Annotated in this window: 17 protein-coding genes and 1 tRNA gene; 17 read left to right on the top strand and 1 reads right to left on the bottom strand. The window is 70.1% G+C overall.

Annotated elements, in window-relative coordinates; translation table 11 throughout:
* The first annotated feature begins 138 nt into the window (after positions 1 to 138).
* Positions 139 to 423 carry a hypothetical protein gene (locus ACQF4J_RS16570; protein WP_427165947.1) on the top strand — a complete coding sequence of 95 codons (285 nt, stop codon included), beginning with the start codon at positions 139 to 141 and terminating at the stop codon, positions 421 to 423.
* Positions 424 to 566: 143 nt separating this feature from the next.
* Here the strand turns inward: ACQF4J_RS16570 and ACQF4J_RS16565 are convergent.
* Positions 567 to 638: transfer RNA gene (locus tag ACQF4J_RS16565), tRNA-Arg, on the bottom strand.
* 259 nt (positions 639 to 897) lie between these two features.
* Here ACQF4J_RS16565 and ACQF4J_RS16560 point away from each other — a divergent pair.
* The 16 genes from ACQF4J_RS16560 (at position 898) to ACQF4J_RS16485 (ending at position 20,391) form a co-directional block, all read left to right on the top strand.
* Positions 898 to 1,401 (top strand): response regulator, encoded by a 504-nt coding sequence (locus ACQF4J_RS16560; protein ID WP_427168589.1) that lies wholly within the window; start codon positions 898 to 900, stop codon positions 1,399 to 1,401.
* A 191-nt stretch (positions 1,402 to 1,592) separates the two neighbouring features.
* Positions 1,593 to 2,627, top strand: a complete 1,035-nt coding sequence (gene nrtL, locus ACQF4J_RS16555) for an ArgS-related anticodon-binding protein NrtL (RefSeq protein ID WP_427165946.1) — start codon at positions 1,593 to 1,595, stop codon at positions 2,625 to 2,627.
* 290 nt (positions 2,628 to 2,917) lie between these two features.
* A complete protein-coding gene (lysA, locus tag ACQF4J_RS16550; RefSeq protein WP_427165944.1) occupies positions 2,918 to 4,309 on the top strand; it encodes a diaminopimelate decarboxylase in 1,392 nt (463 codons plus the stop codon).
* Between the two features lie 152 nt (positions 4,310 to 4,461).
* A complete protein-coding gene (locus tag ACQF4J_RS16545; protein ID WP_351803646.1) occupies positions 4,462 to 5,754 on the top strand; it encodes a homoserine dehydrogenase in 1,293 nt (430 codons plus the stop codon).
* Positions 5,755 to 5,760: 6 nt separating this feature from the next.
* Entirely contained in the window at positions 5,761 to 6,819 is a 1,059-nt protein-coding gene (gene thrC / locus ACQF4J_RS16540; protein WP_351561378.1) for a threonine synthase, read from the top strand.
* 268 nt (positions 6,820 to 7,087) lie between these two features.
* Positions 7,088 to 8,005 (top strand): homoserine kinase, encoded by a 918-nt coding sequence (thrB, locus tag ACQF4J_RS16535; protein WP_351561380.1) that lies wholly within the window; start codon positions 7,088 to 7,090, stop codon positions 8,003 to 8,005.
* A gap of 413 nt (positions 8,006 to 8,418) precedes the next feature.
* A complete protein-coding gene (rho, locus tag ACQF4J_RS16530) occupies positions 8,419 to 10,443 on the top strand; it encodes a transcription termination factor Rho (RefSeq protein WP_427165941.1) in 2,025 nt (674 codons plus the stop codon).
* A gap of 163 nt (positions 10,444 to 10,606) precedes the next feature.
* Positions 10,607 to 12,406 (top strand): trypsin-like serine protease, encoded by a 1,800-nt coding sequence (locus ACQF4J_RS16525; RefSeq protein WP_427165940.1) that lies wholly within the window; start codon positions 10,607 to 10,609, stop codon positions 12,404 to 12,406.
* Positions 12,407 to 12,613: 207 nt separating this feature from the next.
* Positions 12,614 to 13,747: an LCP family protein gene (locus ACQF4J_RS16520; RefSeq protein ID WP_351561386.1), complete on the top strand. Its 1,134-nt coding sequence runs from the start codon at positions 12,614 to 12,616 to the stop codon at positions 13,745 to 13,747.
* A gap of 123 nt (positions 13,748 to 13,870) precedes the next feature.
* A complete protein-coding gene (gene rpmE, locus ACQF4J_RS16515; protein WP_019753312.1) occupies positions 13,871 to 14,095 on the top strand; it encodes a 50S ribosomal protein L31 in 225 nt (74 codons plus the stop codon).
* A gap of 106 nt (positions 14,096 to 14,201) precedes the next feature.
* Positions 14,202 to 15,278, top strand: coding sequence for a peptide chain release factor 1 (gene prfA, locus ACQF4J_RS16510; protein ID WP_351561388.1), 1,077 nt, complete (start codon positions 14,202 to 14,204; stop codon positions 15,276 to 15,278).
* A gap of 41 nt (positions 15,279 to 15,319) precedes the next feature.
* Positions 15,320 to 16,165 carry a peptide chain release factor N(5)-glutamine methyltransferase gene (prmC, locus tag ACQF4J_RS16505; RefSeq protein ID WP_351561390.1) on the top strand — a complete coding sequence of 282 codons (846 nt, stop codon included), beginning with the start codon at positions 15,320 to 15,322 and terminating at the stop codon, positions 16,163 to 16,165.
* A 52-nt stretch (positions 16,166 to 16,217) separates the two neighbouring features.
* Positions 16,218 to 16,865, top strand: coding sequence for an L-threonylcarbamoyladenylate synthase (locus tag ACQF4J_RS16500; RefSeq protein WP_351561392.1), 648 nt, complete (start codon positions 16,218 to 16,220; stop codon positions 16,863 to 16,865).
* Complete coding sequence (locus ACQF4J_RS16495; RefSeq protein WP_351561394.1) at positions 16,862 to 17,542, top strand: protein-tyrosine-phosphatase; 681 nt, start codon at positions 16,862 to 16,864, stop codon at positions 17,540 to 17,542. The genes ACQF4J_RS16500 and ACQF4J_RS16495 overlap by 4 nt, the downstream gene beginning before the upstream one ends.
* Before the next feature lie 123 nt (positions 17,543 to 17,665).
* Complete coding sequence (gene glyA, locus ACQF4J_RS16490) at positions 17,666 to 18,907, top strand: serine hydroxymethyltransferase (RefSeq protein ID WP_351803650.1); 1,242 nt, start codon at positions 17,666 to 17,668, stop codon at positions 18,905 to 18,907.
* Positions 18,908 to 19,056: 149 nt separating this feature from the next.
* A complete protein-coding gene (locus ACQF4J_RS16485; RefSeq protein WP_351561398.1) occupies positions 19,057 to 20,391 on the top strand; it encodes an MraY family glycosyltransferase in 1,335 nt (444 codons plus the stop codon).
* Positions 20,392 to 20,416: the final 25 nt, after the last annotated feature.

Genomic DNA, 20,416 nt, shown 5'->3' with positions numbered 1-20,416 from the left:
CAAGTCGCGTACGCCCATCGCTGCTTGGGTGCCCACGTCACCCTGGAATGGCGGCCAAGGTCCCCGGGGGCCCGCGTCCTTATCGTTGTGTCGAATCGCAGCGGTCAGGACGTGGGGCAGTGCCGCGGGAGTCCTGACATGCTTCGCGACAACGACGCTCCTGAGCAGCCACAGCAGCCTTACCGCATTCGCGGCCTTGTTCTCTCGGGGCTGACGATCCCGACAGGCGCAGCACTGGCCGTGTATCACTCTTCGCGGTTCCAGTCGTGGTTCCTGGCTCTGGCCCTGCTCCTGGCAAGTTCGATCGTGGTCGCCTTCGTGGCCGCGGTGTACGTGCTCCTCTTCACAGGTAGCGGTACGGAGCGTCGGCGAGCTGCGATGGCACTGCTTGATCGGCTGCCCTTCCTGAGGCCCCGCCGGTAGTCGTGCATCCGCCGGTCTATCGCAGGTCTATCGCGATCAGCGCGAAACAATGAGAAAGAGCGGGACCCAGTGAGACTGGTTCCCGCTCTTTCGTATCGGCATCCGCCCTGGTCAGCGCCATGTTTCTGCTGATCCTGGGCGAGTGCCCCCGGCAGGATTCGAACCTGCGCACACGGCTCCGGAGGCCGTTGCTCTATCCCCTGAGCTACGGGGGCGTGTCGGGCGCCTTGCTTGGCGGCGACGGGTAGAACCCTACCAGTTCCCTCGGGGTGTTCATGAACGGGTTTCCTGAGGTCCGGGCCGGGTGTCGCTCCGCTTGGTGTCCAGTCACTTCGCGAGGTGGCGAGAGGGTGCGTCCGCCGGCCGCTCCTCGATCGCCCGTCCCGTCCCACGCCCGGGGCGGAAGTATGGAAAACCCGGACGCGGTGGCCTGTCTCGACCTACTCTCGAGTTGTGCCAGGCACTTCGGGCCGGGTGCTTGTTGTGGACGACAACAAGGTCATCCGGCAGTTGATCAGGGTCAATCTCGAGCTGGAGGGGCTCGAGGTCGTGACCGCGGCCGACGGTGCCGAGTGTCTGGATGTCGTTCATCAGGTGCGGCCGGATGTCGTGACCCTCGACGTGGTCATGCCTCGGTTGGACGGCCTGCGCACCGCCGCCCGGCTGCGTTCCGACCCCCGTACCCGTGACCTTCCCCTCGCCATCGTCAGCGCCTGCACCTCCTACGAGGTCGAGACCGGGCTCGACGTCGGTGTCGACGCCTTTCTCGCCAAGCCCTTCGAGCCCGCCGAACTCGTCCGCCTCGTAGAGCAGTTGATCCAGCAGAGGCGGAACGGGGGTGGCGCGGGAGGGGACGACTCCTCCCTCGGATCCCGAGAATCTCCGGAATCTCTGGAATCTCCACCGGATTCTCGGGAGGCCCGAGAATCGTGGGACTCCCGAGAATCCGAGCGTGCCGGGCGGGCCGCCGGCGCCTGAGGAGGGGCCGGCGGTGGCTGAGGAGGGGCGGCGGTGGCTGAGGAGGGGCCGGCGGTGCTGAGGGTGGTTCGCCGACGCGCGTTCGTGTTCGTCTCGCGGGCCACGTCGGGAGACCCCCGCTCCGTCCCACATCCCGGGACCTCTCCAAACCGGCTCGCGTACCCACCCCCCTCCTCCCATACGCTTGTCCCGTGACCCCCGTCGAGCTCTCCCGTACCGTGCTGCGCGCGGTGCGTCGTGCTGTCGACGAGGGCGAGCTCAGCGTCCCTGTGCCGGCGCGGGCCGTCGTCACGACCCCCGGCCCCGGTGGCTGCGGTGACTACGCCACCAACATCGCCCTCCAGCTCGCCCGCCCCGCCGGCCAGCCGCCCCTCCGTGTGGCCGAGATCCTCCGGCAGCACCTCGCCGGGACCGCCGGCGTCGCCGACGTCACCGTCACCCGGCCCGGCTTCCTCAACATCAGCCTGAGCGACACCGCGCCGGCCGCGCTCACCCTCACCCGCCAGATCCTCGCGGAGGGTACGCAGTACGGCCATGGCGACGCCCTCGCCGACCGGATCGTCGAGCTGCGCATCCCGTACGACGTCCGTGCCGAGGTCGTCGCCGACGCGCTCACCCGGCTCGTCGCCGCACAGGGCGGCCGCGCCGAGGTCGACCACCGCGAGCCCGTCAACCTCCGGCCCGTCCCGGCGCCCGAGGACCCCGCCCCGCTCGGCCCCGACGCCGCCCGTTGGGCGCTGCTGTACCCCGCCGCTCACGACCGGCCGCGGATCACCGCCGATCATCTGGTCCAACGCGAGAACAACCCTCTCTTCCGCGTTCGTTACGCCAACGCCCGCACCCGGGCCGTCAGCCGTAACGCCGCCTCCCTGGGCTTCGCCGCCGAGCCCGGCGATCCAGCTCTCGGCGACCGCGTCCTCGGCGCCCACCCCTATAACGCCGCCGCGCAAAACCTCACCCCCCTCCTCACCCCTCTCCTCACCGCCCTCGCCGACCACCCCCGTGTTCTGGCCCTGGCGGCGGCCCACCGTGCCCCCGACCGTCTCGCCCGGCACCTCGTCACCGTCGCCGATGCCGTGCTCCCCTTTCTCCCTGCCGTACTCCCGCTCGGCGAGGAGAAACCCTCGGCCGCCCACCGTGCCCGGCTCGCCCTTGCCGAAGCCGCCGGGACGGTGCTGGCCGGCGGCCTGTCCCTGCTCGGCATCGACGCACCCGACCACCTCTAGAGGCAGCCGGAGGAGTCGCCTGGAGCCGTAGACCGCCACACCGTGGACCGCCACACCGTCGGACCGCCACACCGCCACACCCGCCACACCATCGGACCGTTGGTCAGCTCGACAGCTCGACAGCTCGACAGCTCGACAGCTCGACAGCTCGACAGCTCGACAGCTCGACAGCTCGACAGCCGTCGGACCAACCCGGCCGACCTGCGTGGTTCACGGTCCGCGATCCACGATCCAAAGCTCCCCCTCGACACCCCGCAAAGCCCCCAGAGAGAGCCAAGAAAGCCACTGAGATGAGCCGTTCCGCACACCCCGCCGGGCCCCGTCACGCCGATGTCCTCCCCGAGGGCCACTACTCCGCGCCGCCCACCGACCTCAACGCCCTCGACCCGAAGGTGTGGGCGCAGACGGTCGGCCGTGGCGAGGACGGCGTCGTCACCGTCGGCGGCATCGACGTCAGACGGATCGCCGAGGAGTACGGGACTCCCGCCTACGTCCTCGACGAGACCGACTTCCGGGCGCGGGCGCGGGCCTGGCGCACCGCCTTCGGGCAGGACGCCGACGTCTTCTACGCGGGCAAGGCGTTCCTGTCCCGGGCAGTGGTGCGCTGGCTGCACGAGGAGGGGCTGAACCTCGACGTCTGCTCCGGCGGCGAGCTCGCCACCGCCCTCTCCGCGGGCATGCCCGCGGACCGCATCGCCTTCCACGGCAACAACAAGTCGACCGAGGAGATCCGCAGGGCCGTCACCGCCGGTGTCGGGCGGATCGTGCTCGACTCCTTCCAGGAGATCGTGCGGGTCGCCCACATCGCCCAGTCCCTGGGCAAGCGGCAGCGGGTGCAGATCCGTATCACCGTCGGCGTCGAGGCCCACACGCACGAGTTCATCGCCACCGCCCATGAGGACCAGAAGTTCGGCATCCCGCTGGCCGGCGGGCAGGCCGCGGAGGCCGTGCGGCGGGCGTTGCAGCTCGACGGGCTGGAGCTCATCGGGATCCACAGCCACATCGGGTCGCAGATCTTCGACATGTCCGGGTTCGAGGTCGCCGCCCATCGGGTGGTCGGGCTGCTCAGGGACATCCGTGACGAGCACGGGGTCGAGCTGCCGGAGATCGACCTCGGCGGTGGGCTCGGGATCGCGTACACCAGTGCCGACGACCCCCGTGAGCCCCACGAGATCGCCAAGGCCCTCACCGAGATCGTGACGCGCGAGTGCGAGGGCGCCCGGCTGCGCACGCCCCGCATCTCCGTCGAGCCCGGGCGCGCCATCGTCGGACCGACCGCCTTCACGCTGTACGAGGTCGGCACGATCAAGCCCCTCGACAACCTCCGCACCTACGTCTCCGTCGACGGCGGCATGTCCGACAACATCCGCACGGCGCTCTACGACGCCGAGTACAGCGTCGCCCTGGTCTCCCGCACCTCCGACGCCGAGCCCATGCTCGCCCGCGTCGTCGGCAAGCACTGCGAGAGCGGGGACATCGTGGTCAAGGACGCGTTCCTGCCGGGCGACCTGGCGCCGGGCGACCTGATCGCCGTACCGGCGACGGGTGCCTACTGCAGGTCCATGGCCAGCAACTACAACCACGTCCTGCGTCCGCCCGTGGTCGCCGTGAGCGACGGCGAGGCGCGTGTCATCGTCCGCCGCGAGACGGAGGAGGACCTCCTGCGTCTCGACGTCGGGTGAGCCCCGTAGACAGGGAGGCGGGGTGGAAGATCTGCGGTTCTCCACCCCCCGACAAATGAAATAGATGTCTCACGATCCGGACAATCGACAGAAAGTCCCGTCCGGTGAGTGAGACTGGACCCACCGTTGACGGTATGAGGAAACGAGGTCGGATGATGCGTACGCGTCCGCTGAAGGTGGCGCTGCTGGGCTGTGGGGTCGTCGGCTCAGAGGTGGCGCGCATCATGACGACGCACGCCGACGACCTCGCCGCGAGGATCGGCGCTCCCGTCGAACTCGCGGGCGTCGCCGTCCGGCGTCCGAGCAAGGTGCGTGAGGGCATCGACCCGGGCCTCGTCACCACCGACGCCACCGCCCTGGTCAAACGCGGCGACATCGACGTCGTGGTCGAGGTGATCGGCGGGATCGAGCCCGCCCGGTCGCTCATCACCACCGCCTTCGAGCACGGCGCGTCCGTCGTCTCCGCCAACAAGGCGCTGCTCGCCCAGGAGGGGGCCGCGCTGCACGCGGCGGCGGAGGAGCGCGGCAGGGATCTGTACTACGAGGCCGCCGTCGCGGGCGCGATCCCGCTGATCCGGCCGCTGCGCGAGTCCCTGGCCGGCGACAAGGTCAACCGGGTCCTCGGGATCGTCAACGGGACGACCAACTTCATCCTCGACAAGATGGACTCCACGGGCGCCGGCTACCAGGAGGCCCTCGACGAGGCCACCGCGCTCGGGTACGCGGAGGCCGACCCCACCGCCGACGTCGAGGGCTTCGACGCCGCCGCCAAGGCCGCCATCCTCGCCGGCATCGCCTTCCACTCCCGCGTACGTCTCGACGACGTCTACCGCGAGGGCATGACCGAGGTCACCGCCTCCGACTTCCGTTCGGCGAAGGAGATGGGCTGCACCATCAAGCTGCTCGCCATCTGCGAGCGGGCCGAGGACGGCGGCTCGATCACCGCGCGCGTGCACCCCGCGATGATCCCGCTGACCCATCCGCTCGCCTCCGTGCGCGGCGCGTACAACGCCGTGTTCGTCGAGTCCGACGCGAGCGGACAGCTGATGTTCTACGGCCCCGGAGCGGGCGGCGCGCCGACCGCCTCCGCCGTTCTCGGCGACCTCGTCGCCGTCTGCCGCAACCGGCTCAGCGGGGCGACGGGGCCCGGCGAGTCGGCGTATGCCGCGCTGCCGGTGTCGGGGATGGGTGAGGTCGTCACCCGGTACCACATCAGCCTCGACGTCGCGGACAAACCGGGTGTTCTCGCCCAGGTGGCCACCGTGTTCGCCGAGCACGGGGTGTCCATCGATACCGTTCGGCAGCAGGGCAAGGACGGCGAGGCCTCTCTCGTCGTCGTCACCCACCGCGCGTCCGACGCGTCCCTGTCCGGGACCGTCGAGTCGCTGCGCAAGCTCGACACCGTGCGGGGTGTCGCCAGCATCATGCGGGTTGAAGGAGAGTAACCAGCAATGACCCACCAGTGGCGCGGAATCATCGAGGAGTACCGGGACCGGCTGCCCGTCTCCGACACCACGCCGGTCGTGACGCTCCGCGAGGGCGGCACGCCCCTCGTGCCCGCGCAGGTGCTCTCCGAGCGCACGGGCTGCGAGGTCCACCTGAAGGTGGAGGGCGCGAACCCCACCGGGTCCTTCAAGGACCGCGGTATGACCATGGCCATCAGCAAGGCCAAGGAGGAGGGGGCGAAGGCCGTCATCTGTGCCTCCACCGGCAACACCTCCGCCTCCGCCGCCGCCTACGCCGTCCGCGCGGGCATGGTTTCGGCCGTTCTCGTGCCGCAGGGCAAGATCGCGCTGGGCAAGATGGGCCAGGCCCTCGTGCACGGCGCCAAGATCCTCCAGGTCGACGGCAACTTCGACGACTGCCTCACCCTGGCCCGCGCGCTGAGCGACAACTACCCCGTCGCGCTGGTGAATTCGGTCAATCCGGTGCGTATCGAGGGGCAGAAGACCGCCTCCTTCGAGATCGTGGACATGCTGGGCGACGCCCCCGACATCCACGTCCTGCCGGTGGGCAACGCGGGCAACATCACGGCCTATTGGAAGGGCTACAAGGAGTACGCCGCCGACGGCGTCTCCTCCCGGACTCCCCGCATGTGGGGTTTCCAGGCCTCCGGTTCCGCCCCCATCGTGCGCGGCGAGATCGTCAAGGACCCGTCGACGATCGCCACCGCCATCCGCATCGGCAACCCGGCCTCCTGGCAGTACGCGCTGGCGGCACGGGACGAGTCCGGCGGCCTCATCGACGAGGTGACGGACCGTGAGATCCTGCGCGCCTACCGGCTGTTGGCCTCCCAGGAGGGCGTCTTCGTGGAGCCCGCCTCGGCCGCTTCCGTGGCCGGTCTGCTGAAGGCCGCCGAGCAGGGCAAGGTCGACCCGGGTCAGACCATCGTCTGCACGGTCACCGGAAACGGACTGAAGGACCCGGACTGGGCCGTCGCCGGCGCCCCGCAGCCGGTCACCGTCCCGGTCGACGCGGTGACGGCGGCCGAGCGCCTCGGACTGGCGTAGCCGCACACCGAGGGACATCCCCGACGGGGGTGCACAGGGGGCTTACGACACGCATCGTGCGCCTCCTGTGCGCCCTATGTCGCCACAGAACCTTCCTTCGATAGGCTGTACCGAACCCGCCCGCTGCATATGCCTCCGCATACAGCCGGGTGCCGCGCCGTCTCCGCGGCCCGGAAGCGGTTCCCGCGGACCTCCAGGTCCTCACGCACGTAGCGAAAGTCCTCGAAGGTTTTCGACAATCACGCAGCTCAAGGAGAGTCGTCGAGCGATGGCCGGTCCAGCCTTCCGCGCCGCCGCCGTAAGGGTGCGCGTTCCCGCCACCAGCGCCAACCTCGGCCCGGGCTTCGACGCCCTCGGCCTGTCGCTGGGGCTCTACGACGACGTGGTCGTCCGGGTCGCCGACTCCGGGCTGCACATCGACATCGCGGGCGAGGGCAGCGAGACGCTCCCGCGCGACGAGAGCCACCTTCTCGTACGGTCCCTGCGCACCGCCTTCGACCTGCTCGGCGGGCAGCCGCGGGGACTTGAGATCGTGTGCGCCAACCGCATCCCCCACGGCCGCGGCCTGGGCTCCTCCTCGGCCGCCATCTGCGCCGGCATCGTCGCCGCGCGCGCCGTGACGATAGGTGGCGAGGCACGGCTGGACGACACGGCGCTGCTCGAGCTCGCGACCGAGATCGAGGGCCACCCCGACAACGTGGCCCCGTGTCTGCTCGGCGGTTTCACCATCGCCTGGATGGAGGCCGGCGCCGCCCGGGCGATCAGGCTGGATCCCGCCGATTCCATCGTTCCGGTGGTTTTCGTGCCCGGTAAGCCGGTCCTGACCGAGACCGCGCGCGGACTGCTTCCGCGCACCGTGCCGCACGTCGACGCCGCCGCCAACGCGGGCCGGGCGGCCCTGCTCGTCGAGGCCCTGACCAGGAGCCCCGAGCTGCTGCTGCCCGCCACCGAGGACCGTCTCCACCAGGAGTACCGCGCACCGGCCATGCCGGAGAGCGCCGCGCTGGTGGAGCGGCTGCGGGCCGACGGGGTCCCCGCAGTCATTTCAGGAGCGGGACCCACCGTGCTGGCGCTGGTCGACGCCGACAGCGCCGACAAGGTGGCCCATCTGGCAGGCGAGGGCTGGGCCGCGAACCGGCTCGACCTCGACGCGCAGGGAGCGAGCGTGTTGCCGCTTGCGTCCTGACACGCGGTTGCCGGATTTCGAGAGGGGGAATGTTTGTTGGATCCGGTAGTGTTAATCTCAAGTCTGCACCCGACCCCACCATGGCGAGGTGCTTCGTGTCCCCGTCCGGGACAGACATTCTTCCGGGAGCCTCCCAAGCCGCACTGTGTTCCGTACGACGTACGCGGGCAGTACCTCGTACGCGAGCACTGAGCGACTTGCCGGGCACGCTCCGGAATCGGTGCTACCGAGCCACGTGACACTGACACCCGGTGCCACGGCCCAGGCTCTGGTCAGCGCCATCCCAGATATTCCCTCCGCCTGCATTGGCGGACCACCGCCCCGGCACGGTCCACACAGCAAGGACCACTGCCGGACAGCACAACCGGTCGCCGAGCCAGAAGGCCGACGTCCGCTCCAGGGAAGGACCCTTCGTGAGCGACACCACCGATCTGATGGGCGCACGTGTCGAGGAGACCGCTGCCGCGCCCGCCACGGACGCCTCCGCGCCTGCCACCGGTGCCGGCTCCCGGCGGCGCCGCGGTACCGGCCTCGACGGCATGGTGCTGGCCGAGCTGCAGCAGGTCGCCTCGGGCCTCGGCATCAGGGGCACCGCGCGGATGCGCAAGAGCCAGCTGATCGAGGTCATCAAGGAGGCGCAGGCCGGTGGGGGTGCTGCGGCCCCCAAGGCCGACGCCGCCACCGAGACCAAGCCGAAGCGCCGGGCCACCTCCAAGGCCCGTACCGGCGAGGACGGCGCTCCCGTCGCCGAGAAGAAGGCGACCGAGGCCCCCGCCGAGAAGGCCGTGGCCCAGCAGCAGATCGAGATCCCCGGCCAGCCCGCCGCCGGTGACGACGCCCCCACCGAGCGCCGTCGTCGCCGCGCCACCGCCGAGGCCGGTGCCCCCACGGGTTCGGGCGCCGAGACCGTCGTCGCCGAGGCCAAGAGCGAGGCCAGGGCCGAGACCTCCGCCCCGCAGGCGCAGAACGACGCCAAGGGCGACGCCGGTGACGGCGAGGGCCGTGGCCGCCGCGACCGCCGGGACCGCGGCCGTGACCGCGGTGACCGTCAGGACCGCGGCGAGCGCCAGGACCGCGGTGACCGCCAGGACCGCGGGGACCGTCGCAAGGGCGACGACCAGCAGGGCCAGCGCGGTCAGCAGCAGAACCAGCAGGGCGGCGGCCGTCAGGACAACCGCCAGCAGCAGGACGACGACGACTTCGACGGCGGCCGCCGTGGCCGTCGCGGGCGTTACCGCGACCGCCGTGGCCGTCGTGGCCGCGACGAGATGGCCACCGAGCCGCAGCTCGCCGAGGACGACGTCCTGATCCCGGTCGCGGGCATCCTCGACATCCTCGACAACTACGCCTTCATCCGTACCTCGGGCTACCTCCCCGGGCCGAACGACGTGTACGTCTCCCTCGCCCAGGTCCGCAAGAACGGCCTGCGCAAGGGCGACCACGTCACCGGCGCGGTCCGTCAGCCCAAGGAAGGCGAGCGGCGCGAGAAGTTCAACGCGCTCGTGCGGCTGGACTCCGTCAACGGCATGGCGCCCGAACACGGCCGCGGCCGCCCGGAGTTCAACAAGCTCACCCCGCTCTACCCGCAGGACCGCCTCCGCCTGGAGACGGACCCGGGCGTCCTCACCACGCGCATCATCGACCTGGTGTCGCCGATCGGTAAGGGCCAGCGCGGTCTGATCGTGGCCCCGCCGAAGACCGGCAAGACCATGATCATGCAGGCGATCGCCAACGCGATCACGCACAACAACCCCGAGTGCCACCTGATGGTCGTCCTGGTCGACGAGCGTCCGGAAGAGGTCACCGACATGCAGCGGTCGGTCAAGGGCGAGGTCATCTCCTCGACCTTCGACCGCCCGGCCGAGGACCACACCACGGTCGCCGAGCTCGCCATCGAGCGCGCCAAGCGTCTGGTGGAGCTGGGCCACGACGTGGTCGTGCTGCTCGACTCGATCACGCGTCTGGGCCGTGCGTACAACCTCGCCGCGCCCGCCTCCGGCCGCATCCTGTCCGGTGGTGTCGACTCGACCGCCCTGTACCCGCCGAAGCGCTTCTTCGGTGCGGCCCGCAACATCGAGGACGGCGGCTCGCTGACCATCCTCGCCACCGCCCTGGTGGACACCGGGTCCCGCATGGACGAGGTCATCTTCGAGGAGTTCAAGGGCACCGGCAACGCCGAGCTCAAGCTCGACCGGAAGCTCGCCGACAAGCGGATCTTCCCGGCGGTGGACGTGGACGCGTCCGGTACCCGTAAGGAAGAGATCCTGCTCGCTCCCGACGAGCTCGGGATCGTCTGGAAGCTGCGCCGGGTGCTGCACGCCCTCGACCAGCAGCAGGCGGTCGAGCTGCTTCTCGACAAGATGAAGCAGACGAAGTCGAACGCCGAGTTCCTGATGCAGATCCAGAAGACGACGCCGACTCCCGGCAACGGCGACTGACCGCAGCCGCCTCGAAAGGCGCCCTCCGTCACGTGTGTGACGGAGGGCGCCTTTTTGGCGCTGATAGGAACGGGCGTGCTATGCCGCCCCTCCCATCACCTGTGCCCCGGGGGGAACACCCTTGTCCACATCCCTGTCCGGCAGCGGTCGTCACAGACGCCGGATGCGTCTCGTGCTGCCCCTCGCCGCCGCCGGTGTCGCGGCGGCCGTCGGCGCCGCCGTGCTGACCTCCTCGGCCAGCGCCGCGACCTCCGTGCCGACGCCGACCGCCAAGCCCGCCACCAGCTCGGTGCCGACCGCCGAGCTGACCGAGCGGATCGCGGGCGCGCTCGCGACCGACGGCACCGCCGGGGAGGCCGCTCCCCAGAAGTCGTCGTACAGCGCGAGCACCACCACCTCCGGCTCCACGGTCAGCCCGTACGTCATCGGCGGCACCGACACCGCCATCACCTCGGCGCCCTGGATGGCGCAGCTGTGGTACTACGACGACAACGGCACGTCCTCCGACACCAGCGACGACATCGGCTTCTTCTGCGGTGGCACGGTCGTGTCGCCGACGAAGATCCTCACCGCCGCGCACTGCGTCAAGGACGAGAACGGCAAGAGCTACAACTGGAAGGCCTACGGCGCCGTCCTGACCGGCACCAGCCAGCTGCCGACCACCGACAGCTCCGGCAACACCGACCTGCACGGCGGCACCGTCTCGCTGCCGCTGCGGCAGTGGAACCACCCGTCGTACAGCCCGACGACGATCAACAACGACATCGCCGTCCTCACCCTGGCCTCCCCGGTCAAGGCGACGCCGATCCGCATGACGACGTCCGGTGACACCGCCTCGTACGCCGGCGGCACCAGCGCCACGGTCTACGGCTGGGGGCGCACCAGCTCCACCAGCCAGGACATCTCCGACACGCTGAAGTCGGCGGCGCTGACCATCCACACCGACTCGACCTGCTCGAACGTGTACGGCTCCGAGTACATCGCCGGACACATGGTCTGCGCCGGCGTGCAGAGCGGCAGCGACACCGGGACCAAGGCCGCCTGCAACGGCGACTCGGGCGGACCGCTCGTCGTGAACAACCGGATCGTCGGCGTCGTCTCGTGGGGTGTCACGGACTGCGTCGCGAAGGGCTACTACAGCGTCTTCTCGAAGGTCAGCACCTACATCGGTGCCGCCTACGCGAACGTCGACGACACCAACCTCAGCTACACGGACGGCAAGGCCGACCTGTTCGTGCGCAACTCCTCGACGCAGGAGGCGTACGAGAAGGACTCCACCGGCTCGGCGTTCGCCGCCCGGCAGTCGCTGGGGTCGTACAGCGGAGTGAACCTGGTGCTGCAGACCGACCTGAACCGGGACGGCTACCAGGACCTCGTGCTGCGCCAGAGCTCCACCGGCGACGTCTACTGGCTGCACTACGTGCCGTCCAGCGACTCCTGGTCCAAGACCAAGATCTTCAGCGGCTGGACCACCCGGACCCGGATCATCGCCCCCGGCGACGTCACCGGTGACTACCTGCCCGACCTGCTGTCGGTCGACTCCGGCGGCACCCTGTGGATCTACCCCGGCAACGGCAACGGCACCTTCGCCGCCCGTGTGCAGGTCGGCACCGGCTGGAACCAGTACAACATGGTGCGCGGCAAGGGCGACTTCACCGGCGACGGCAAGGCCGACCTGCTCGCCCGCAACAAGTCCACCGGCGACCTGTACCTGTACAAGGGCACCGGCAAGTCCGGCACCGGCGCCTTCTCGTCCCGCATCAAGGTGCGCAGCGCCTGGACGGGCTACAACGCCTTCGACGCGATCGGCGACGTGAACGGCGACGGCAAGGCGGACTTCCTGGCCCGTACGTCCGGCGGCACCCTTTACCTGTACAAGGGCACCGGTAAGGCGACGAGCGAGATCTTTGCCACAAGAGTGTCGGTCGGTACCGGTTTCCAGCAGTACGACATCTTCGGCTGACATCGCAGGTGAACCGGGACTCCCCGGTGTACATGTTCACGCTCTGTGCCCAATCCTCCACGGGTTGGGCACAGAGCGTTGTGCAACCCTTTCTCGAGTTTCCCCGTCTGACCCGACGGAGCGACGATGGAGCGGTAACCAGCCGCGCCTTTCCAGGCCTGTCCCCGGAAGCAGGGGGTATCCGACCGGACGAGATTCGAGGAGCACATGTCTGCCGAGAGCACGCCGGAGCCCGGCATACCGGGCGGGACCGGCACCGAGGGCCGGCGCGACCGCGCCAAGGGCCGCCGCCGCAAGCCGCGCAGCGAACACCGCAAGGCCTTGATCCTGATGGCCTGGACCGCCGCGGGCATCGTCGCGCTGGGCGGCACCGGCGCCGGTTACCTCTACTTCAAGCTCAACGGCAACATCAAGAGCGTCGACATCAACGGCGCCCTGGGCACCGACCGGCCGGCGAAGGCCGACAACGGCTCCGAGAACATCCTGGTCCTCGGCTCGGACAGCCGCTCCGGCAGCAACAAGAAGCTCGGCGGCGGCGCCGACGACGGCAGCGCCCGTTCGGACACGGCGATGATCGTGCACGTCTACAAGGGCCACAAGAGGGCGAGCGTCGTCTCCATGCCGCGCGACACCCTGATCGACCGGCCCGAGTGCACCGACTCCAAGGGCGTCAAGCACGACGCCGCCTCGGGCGTGATGTTCAACAGCGCCTACTCGACCGGCGGCGCGAGCTGCGCCGTGAAGACGGTCGAGTCCCTCACCGGCCTGCGCATGGACCACTACCTCGAGGTCGACTTCAGCGGCTTCGAGAAGCTCATCGACGAACTCGGCGGTGTCCCGGTCACCACGACCAAGGACATCAACGACAAGCAGAGCCACCTCGACCTCAAGGCCGGCACGCACAAGCTCGACGGCAAGCAGGCCCTCGGCCTGGTCCGCACCCGGCACGGCGTCGGCGACGGCTCCGACCTCGGCCGCATCCAGCTCCAGCAGGCGTTCATCAGGGCACTGGCCGACCAGGTCAAGCACGTCGGCATCTTCACCAGCCCGAAGAAGCTCTACGACCTCGCCGACACCGCCACCAGCACCGTGACCACCGACTCCGACCTCGGGTCCGTGAAGTCGCTCATGTCCTTCGCGAACGGACTGAAGGGCATCGGCTCCGGCGACATGCACATGGTGACCATGCCGGTCCGCTACGACCCGGCGGACCTCAACCGCGTCATCGTCGAGAAGGCCAAGGCCCGGCAGGTCTGGGAAGCCCTGAAGAACGACCGGGCGATCCCCGCGAGCGCCGTCAAGGACACCGCGTCGGGCAACGCCAAGGGCGTCGTGGAATAGATCGTCCCGGCCCCCGGTTTTGGGGGATGGCCCCAGTCCTGGCAGACTGGTACGTCGGCTCCGGTTCACGCCTGTCGCATCCCGCGGCGGCGACCCGGCGCCCTCCCGAAACTAGGAGACACCTTGAAGCGCGACATCCACCCCGAGTACGTCGAGACGCAGGTCAGCTGCACCTGTGGCGCGTCGTTCACCACCCGCAGCACGATCTCCAGCGGCACCATCCGCGCCGAGGTCTGCTCCGAGTGCCACCCGTTCTACACGGGCAAGCAGAAGATCCTCGACACCGGTGGCCGTGTGGCCCGCTTCGAGGCCCGCTTCGGCAAGGCTGCGGCCGGCTCCAAGAAGTAGCGAGCTCCAATGCGCCGGTCCACGGCCGCGCCCTTCCACAGGCGCGCCGGGACCGGCGTTTTTGGTCGCCCGCCTTCCCTTCCGCATCGCAGTACAGGAGCCCAAGATGTTCGAGGCCGTCGAGGAACTCGTCGGTGAGCACGCCGACCTGGAGAAGAAGCTCGCCGACCCGTCGGTCCACTCCGACCAGGCCAACGCGCGCAAGCTCAACAAGCGCTACGCCGAGCTGACTCCCATCGTCGCCACGTACCGCTCCTGGAAGCAGACCGGCGACGACATCGACACCGCGCGCGAACTCGGCGCCGACGACCCGGAGTTCGCGGCCGAGGTCAAGGAGCTGGAGAAGCAGCGCGAGGAACTCACCGAGAAGCTGCGTCTGCTGCTGGTCCCGCGCGACCCGAGTGACGACAAGGACGTCATCCTGGAGATCAAGGCGGGCGCCGGCGGCGACGAGTCGGCCCTGTTCGCCGGGGACCTGCTGCGCATGTACCTCCGCTACGCCGAGCGCGTCGGCTGGAAGACCGAGATCATCGACGCCACCGAGTCCGAGCTGGGCGGCTACAAGGACGTCCAGGTCGCCGTGAAGACCAAGGGCGGCCAGGGCGCCACCGAACCCGGTCAGGGCGTCTGGGCGCGGCTGAAGTACGAGGGCGGTGTGCACCGCGTGCAGCGCGTGCCGGCGACCGAGTCCCAGGGCCGTATCCACACCTCCGCGGCCGGTGTCCTCGTCACCCCCGAGGCCGAGGAGGTCGACGTCGAGATCAACCCCAACGACCTGCGCATCGACGTCTACCGCTCCTCCGGGCCGGGCGGCCAGTCGGTCAACACGACCGACTCCGCGGTGCGCATCACGCACCTGCCCACCGGAGTCGTCGCCTCCTGCCAGAACGAGAAGAGCCAGCTGCAGAACAAGGAGCAGGCGATGCGTATCCTGCGCTCCAGGCTGCTCGCCGCGGCGCAGGAGGAGGCGGAGAAGGAGGCCGCCGACGCCCGCCGCAGCCAGGTCCGCACCGTCGACCGCTCCGAGAAGATCCGCACGTACAACTTCCCGGAGAACCGCATCTCGGACCACCGCGTCGGCTTCAAGGCCTACAACCTGGACCAGGTCCTGGACGGCGAACTCGACGCGGTGATCCAGGCCTGCGTCGACGCGGACTCGGCGGCGAAGCTGGCGGCCGCGTAAGAGGTACGTACGCACGACCCAGTACGACACGGAGGACTTGCGTGAACCTGCTGCTCGCAGAGGTGGCACAGGCCACCCAGCGGCTGGCCGACGCCGGCGTGCCCTCGCCGCGCAACGACGCGGAGGAGCTCGCCGCGTTCGTGCACGGCGTGAAGCGGGGCGAGCTGCACTCCGTGAAGGACTCGGACTTCGACGCCCGCTACTGGGAGGTCATCGCCCGGCGCGAGCAGCGCGAGCCGCTGCAGCACATCACCGGGCGCGCCTACTTCCGGTATCTCGAACTCCAAGTCGGGCCGGGCGTGTTCGTGCCGCGGCCGGAGACCGAGTCCGTGGTCGGGTGGGCCATAGACGCCGTGCGCGCCATGGACGTCGTGGAGCCGACCATCGTCGACCTGTGCACCGGCTCCGGCGCCATCGCGCTCGCCCTCGCCCAGGAGGTCCCGCGTTCCAAGGTGCACGCCGTGGAGCTGTCGGAGGACGCCCTGACGTGGACCCGCAAGAACGTCGAGGGCTCGCGGGTCGACCTGCGGCAGGGCAACGCCCTGGACGCCTTCCGCGACCTCGACGGCCAGGTCGACCTGGTGATCTCCAACCCGCCCTACATCCCGCTGACCGAGTGGGAGTACGTCGCCCCCGAGGCCCGGGACTACGATCCCGAACTCGCCCTGTTCTCCGGGGAGGACGGCCTCGACCTCATCCGCGGCCTGGAGCGGACCGCGCACCGGCTGCTGCGCCCGGGCGGCGTCGTCGTCATCGAGCACGCCGACACCCAGGGCGGCCAGGTGCCGTGGATCTTCACCGAGGAGCGCGGCTGGGCCGACGCGGCCGACCACCCCGACCTCAACAACCGCCCCCGGTTCGCCACGGCCCGCAAGGCACTGCCGTGAGCACCGCCCGAGTCCTTTGCCCGCAGCACGTGTACGAGGAGGCCCGCTAGATATGGCACGGCGATACGACACCAACGACGCGACCGACCGCATCACCGGTCTGCGCGAGGCCGCGTCCGCCGTCCGCCGTGGCGAGCTGGTCGTCCTCCCGACCGACACGGTGTACGGCATCGGCGCCGACGCGTTCTCCTCGGAGGCCGTCGCCGACCTGCTCCAGGCCAAGGGCCGGGGCCGCAACATGCCCACCCCCGTCCTGATCGGCTCCCCGAACACGCTGCACGGCCTGGTCACGGACTTCTCCGAGATGGCCTGGGAGCTGGTCGACGCGTTCTGGCCGGGCGCGCTGACCCTGGTCGCCAAGCACCAGCCGTCCCTGCAGTGGGACCTGGGGGACACCCGGGGCACGGTGGCCGTCCGCATGCCGCTGCACCCCGTCGCCATCGAGCTGCTGACCGAGGTCGGCCCCATGGCGGTCTCCTCCGCCAACATCAGCGGCCACCCGGCGCCGGAGGACTGCGACGCCGCCCAGGAGATGCTCGGCGACTCGGTCTCCGTCTACCTCGACGGCGGCCCCACCCCCGGCAACGTGCCGTCCTCCATCGTCGACGTCAGCGGACCGGTGCCGGTACTGCTGCGCGAGGGCGCGCTGTCGCCGGAGGAGCTGCGCAAGGTCGTACCAGACCTCGAGGTGGCCAATTGACGGCCCCTGACGCGGGGCGTGGCATAGGCAACGGGGAAGGCATGGCGGAGATCACGACGACGTTCGTGGGGCTTCCGCGCGACTGCTTCCGCATCCTCCACGTCAGCACCGGCAACGTCTGCCGCTCGCCCATCACCGAGCGGCTGACCCGGCATTACGTGAAACAGCGGCTCGGCGTCCTGGGCGCGGCGCTGATCGTGGAGAGCGCGGGCACCTGGGGCCACGAGGGCGCGCCCATGGAAGCCAACGCGGAGACCGTGCTGGCCGACTTCGGCGCCGACGCCTCCGAGTTCACCGGCCGGGAGCTGCTGGACGAGCACGTCATCATGGCCGACCTCGTCCTGACGGCCACCCGCGACCACCGTGCCCAGGTCATCTCCATGGGCCACTCGGCGGGCCTGCGCACCTTCACGCTGAAGGAGTTCACCCGTCTGGTCCGCGCGATCGACCCGGCGACCCTGCCCCCGCTGGAGGAGGGCATAGTCGTGCGCGCGCGGGCCCTGGTGCGCGCGGCGGCGGCTCTACGCGGGTGGCTGCTGGCGCCCACCGCGGAGGCGGACGAGGTGTACGACCCGTACGGGGCACCGCTGACCTTCTTCCGGTCGATCGGCGACGAGATACACCAGGCGCTCGATCCGGTGGTGACGGCGCTGACCGGAGTGCCCGCGCGCAGGTGACCCGGGCGGCCAACGGGTCGTCAAGGGGCTCAACGGTTCCCCGGAAGAGACCTCACGACCGGGCGCCCCACCAGTACCGGGCCTACATTGGTCGTACGTCACCGTCGACGTACGGAGCCCACCATGCCGGTCACCCATGCCCCCGCGACCGCCGACGTCCTGCGGCTGCAGGACCCCGAGCTGGCCGAGATCCTGCTCGGGGAGCTCGACCGGCAGTCGACGACGCTGCAGCTCATCGCCGCCGAGAACTTCACCTCGCCGGCCGTGCTGGCCGCGCTGGGATCGGCGCTGGCCAACAAGTACGCGGAGGGCTATCCGGGCGCCCGGCACCATGGCGGCTGCGAGATCGTCGACGTCGCCGAGCGGCTGGCCGTCGACCGCGCCAAGGCCCTGTTCGGCGCCGAGCACGCCAACGTCCAGTCGCACTCGGGCTCGTCCGCCGTCCTCGCCGCGTACGCGGCACTGCTGCGGCCCGGGGACACCGTCCTGGCCCTCGGTCTGCCCTACGGCGGCCACCTCACCCACGGCTCGCCCGCCAACTTCTCCGGCCGCTGGTTCGACTTCGTCGGCTACGGGGTGGACGCGGAGACCGGGCTCATCGACTACGACCAGGTCAGGACGCTGGCGCGCAGCCACCGGCCGAAGGCGATCGTGTGCGGCTCCATCGCCTACCCCCGGCACATCGACTACGCCCTCTTCCGTGAGGTCGCCGACGAGGTGGGCGCCTATCTGATCGCCGACGCCGCCCATCCCATCGGGCTCGTCGCCGGGGGAGCGGCGCCCAGCCCGGTGCCGTACGCCGACATCGTCTGCGCGACCACGCACAAGGTGCTGCGCGGGCCGCGCGGCGGGATGCTCCTGTGCGGCAGCGACCTGGCCGAACGGGTCGACCGGGCGGTCTTCCCGTTCACCCAGGGCGGGGCGCAGATGCACACCATCGCCGCCAAGGCCGTCGCGTTCGGGGAGGCGGCAACACCGGCGTTCGCCGCGTACGCCCATCAGGTCGTCGCCAACGCGAAAGTCCTCGCGGCCCGGCTCGCCGCGGAGGGACTGGTCGTGACGACGGGCGGCACGGACACGCACCTCATCACCGCCGACCCCGCGCCCCTCGGCGTCGACGGGCGCACCGCGCGCGGGCGGCTCGCGGCGGCCGGGATGGTGCTGGACTGCTGCGCCCTGCCGCACGGGGACGCGCGCGGGCTGAGGCTCGGCACGGCGGCGGTGACCACACAGGGGATGGGGGAGGAGGAGATGTCTCACATCGCCGCATTGTTCGCACAAGTGCTGCGCGGTGAGGTGGAGAGTCAGAAGGCGCGTGATCAAGTGCGTGAGCTGGCCGGTAGATTTCAGCCGTATCCCGGCTGAGCGGGGGTAGGCGCACCTGCGTCCACGTGTGTGCGACCGCACGCACAGCCACGCGTGCAACCATCGTCGCTACCCGGAAGTCCCCACTCATATGCGTCCGTCGCTAGGGTGTGGGGCTGAGATGGCCAGCGAGACCTGTGGGGAAGCCCGTGCGTGAATACCTGCTGACGCTCTGCATCACGGCCGCGGTGACGTATCTGCTGACAGGGCCGGTACGGAAGTTCGCGATCGTGGCCGGAGCCATGCCGGAGATCAGGGCCCGTGACGTGCACCGGGAACCGACTCCGCGCCTCGGCGGTATCGCGATGTTCTTCGGTCTGTGCGCCGGGCTGCTGGTCGCGGACCATCTGACGAACCTCAACGAGGTCTTCACCAAGTCCAACGAGCCGCGGGCGCTGCTGTCCGGCGCCGCGCTGATCTGGCTGATCGGTGTGCTGGACGACAAGTTCGAGATCGACGCCCTGATCAAGCTCGGCGGCCAGATGATCGCCGCCGGCGTGATGGTCATGCAGGGTCTGACGATCCTGTGGCTGCCGATCCCCAAGGTCGGCACGGTGGCGCTGACCCAGTGGCAGGGCACGCTGCTGACGGTGGCGCTCGTCGTGATCACCATCAACGCGGTGAACTTCGTGGACGGCCTCGACGGCCTGGCGTCCGGCATGGTGTGCATCGCGGCCGCCGCGTTCTTCATGTACTCGTACCGCATCTGGTACTCGTACGGCATCGAGGCGGCCGCCCCGGCGACGCTGTTCGCGGCCGTCCTGATGGGCATGTGCCTGGGCTTCCTGCCGCACAACATGCACCCGGCGCGGATCTTCATGGGCGACTCGGGCTCGATGCTGATCGGGCTGGTGCTGGCCGCGGGCGCGATCTCCATCACCGGGCAGGTCGACCCGGACAGCCTGTTCGGCGGGTCCGAGCGGCAGGCCGTGCACCAGATGGTGCCGGTCTACATCCCGCTGCTGCTGCCGCTGACGATCATCGCGATCCCCGCCGCCGACCTGGTGCTGGCGATCGTGCGCCGCACCTGGCGCGGCCAGTCGCCGTTCGCCGCGGACCGCGGGCACCTGCACCACCGGCTGCTGGAGATCGGCCACTCGCACAGCCGGGCCGTGCTGATCATGTACTTCTGGTCGGCGCTGATCGCCTTCGGCGCACTCGCCTACTCGGTCAACTCCGCGTCAATGTGGATCGTGCTCGGCATCGTGATCCTCAGCGCGATCGGCCTCGGTCTGCTCCTGCTGCCGCGCTTCACGCCGCGCACCCCGCGCTGGGCCGAGGCCTTCGTGCCGCCGCGCTACCGCCGTCGTCGTGCCGCCTCAGCGGCCTTGGCGCAGGCGGCAGTTGAGGCCTCGGAGGAGGAGCCGTGCGACGCGGAGGAGCGCACTCCGGTCGTGGCGGGTGTGGCGGGAGTCAACGGAGCGACCGCTCTCGGTGCCCGTTCGCGCTTCTTGGACAGGCGAAAGGCCGGAACGTCCCGCTGACGTTCGCAAGGTAAGAATCTGACTA

The organism is Streptomyces sp. C1-1, assembly GCF_050214755.1.
In the GTDB taxonomy this organism is placed as follows: domain Bacteria; phylum Actinomycetota; class Actinomycetes; order Streptomycetales; family Streptomycetaceae; genus Streptomyces.
The sequence above is the reverse complement of the archived record's forward strand: the minus strand, read 5'-3'. Positions and strand labels throughout refer to the sequence as shown.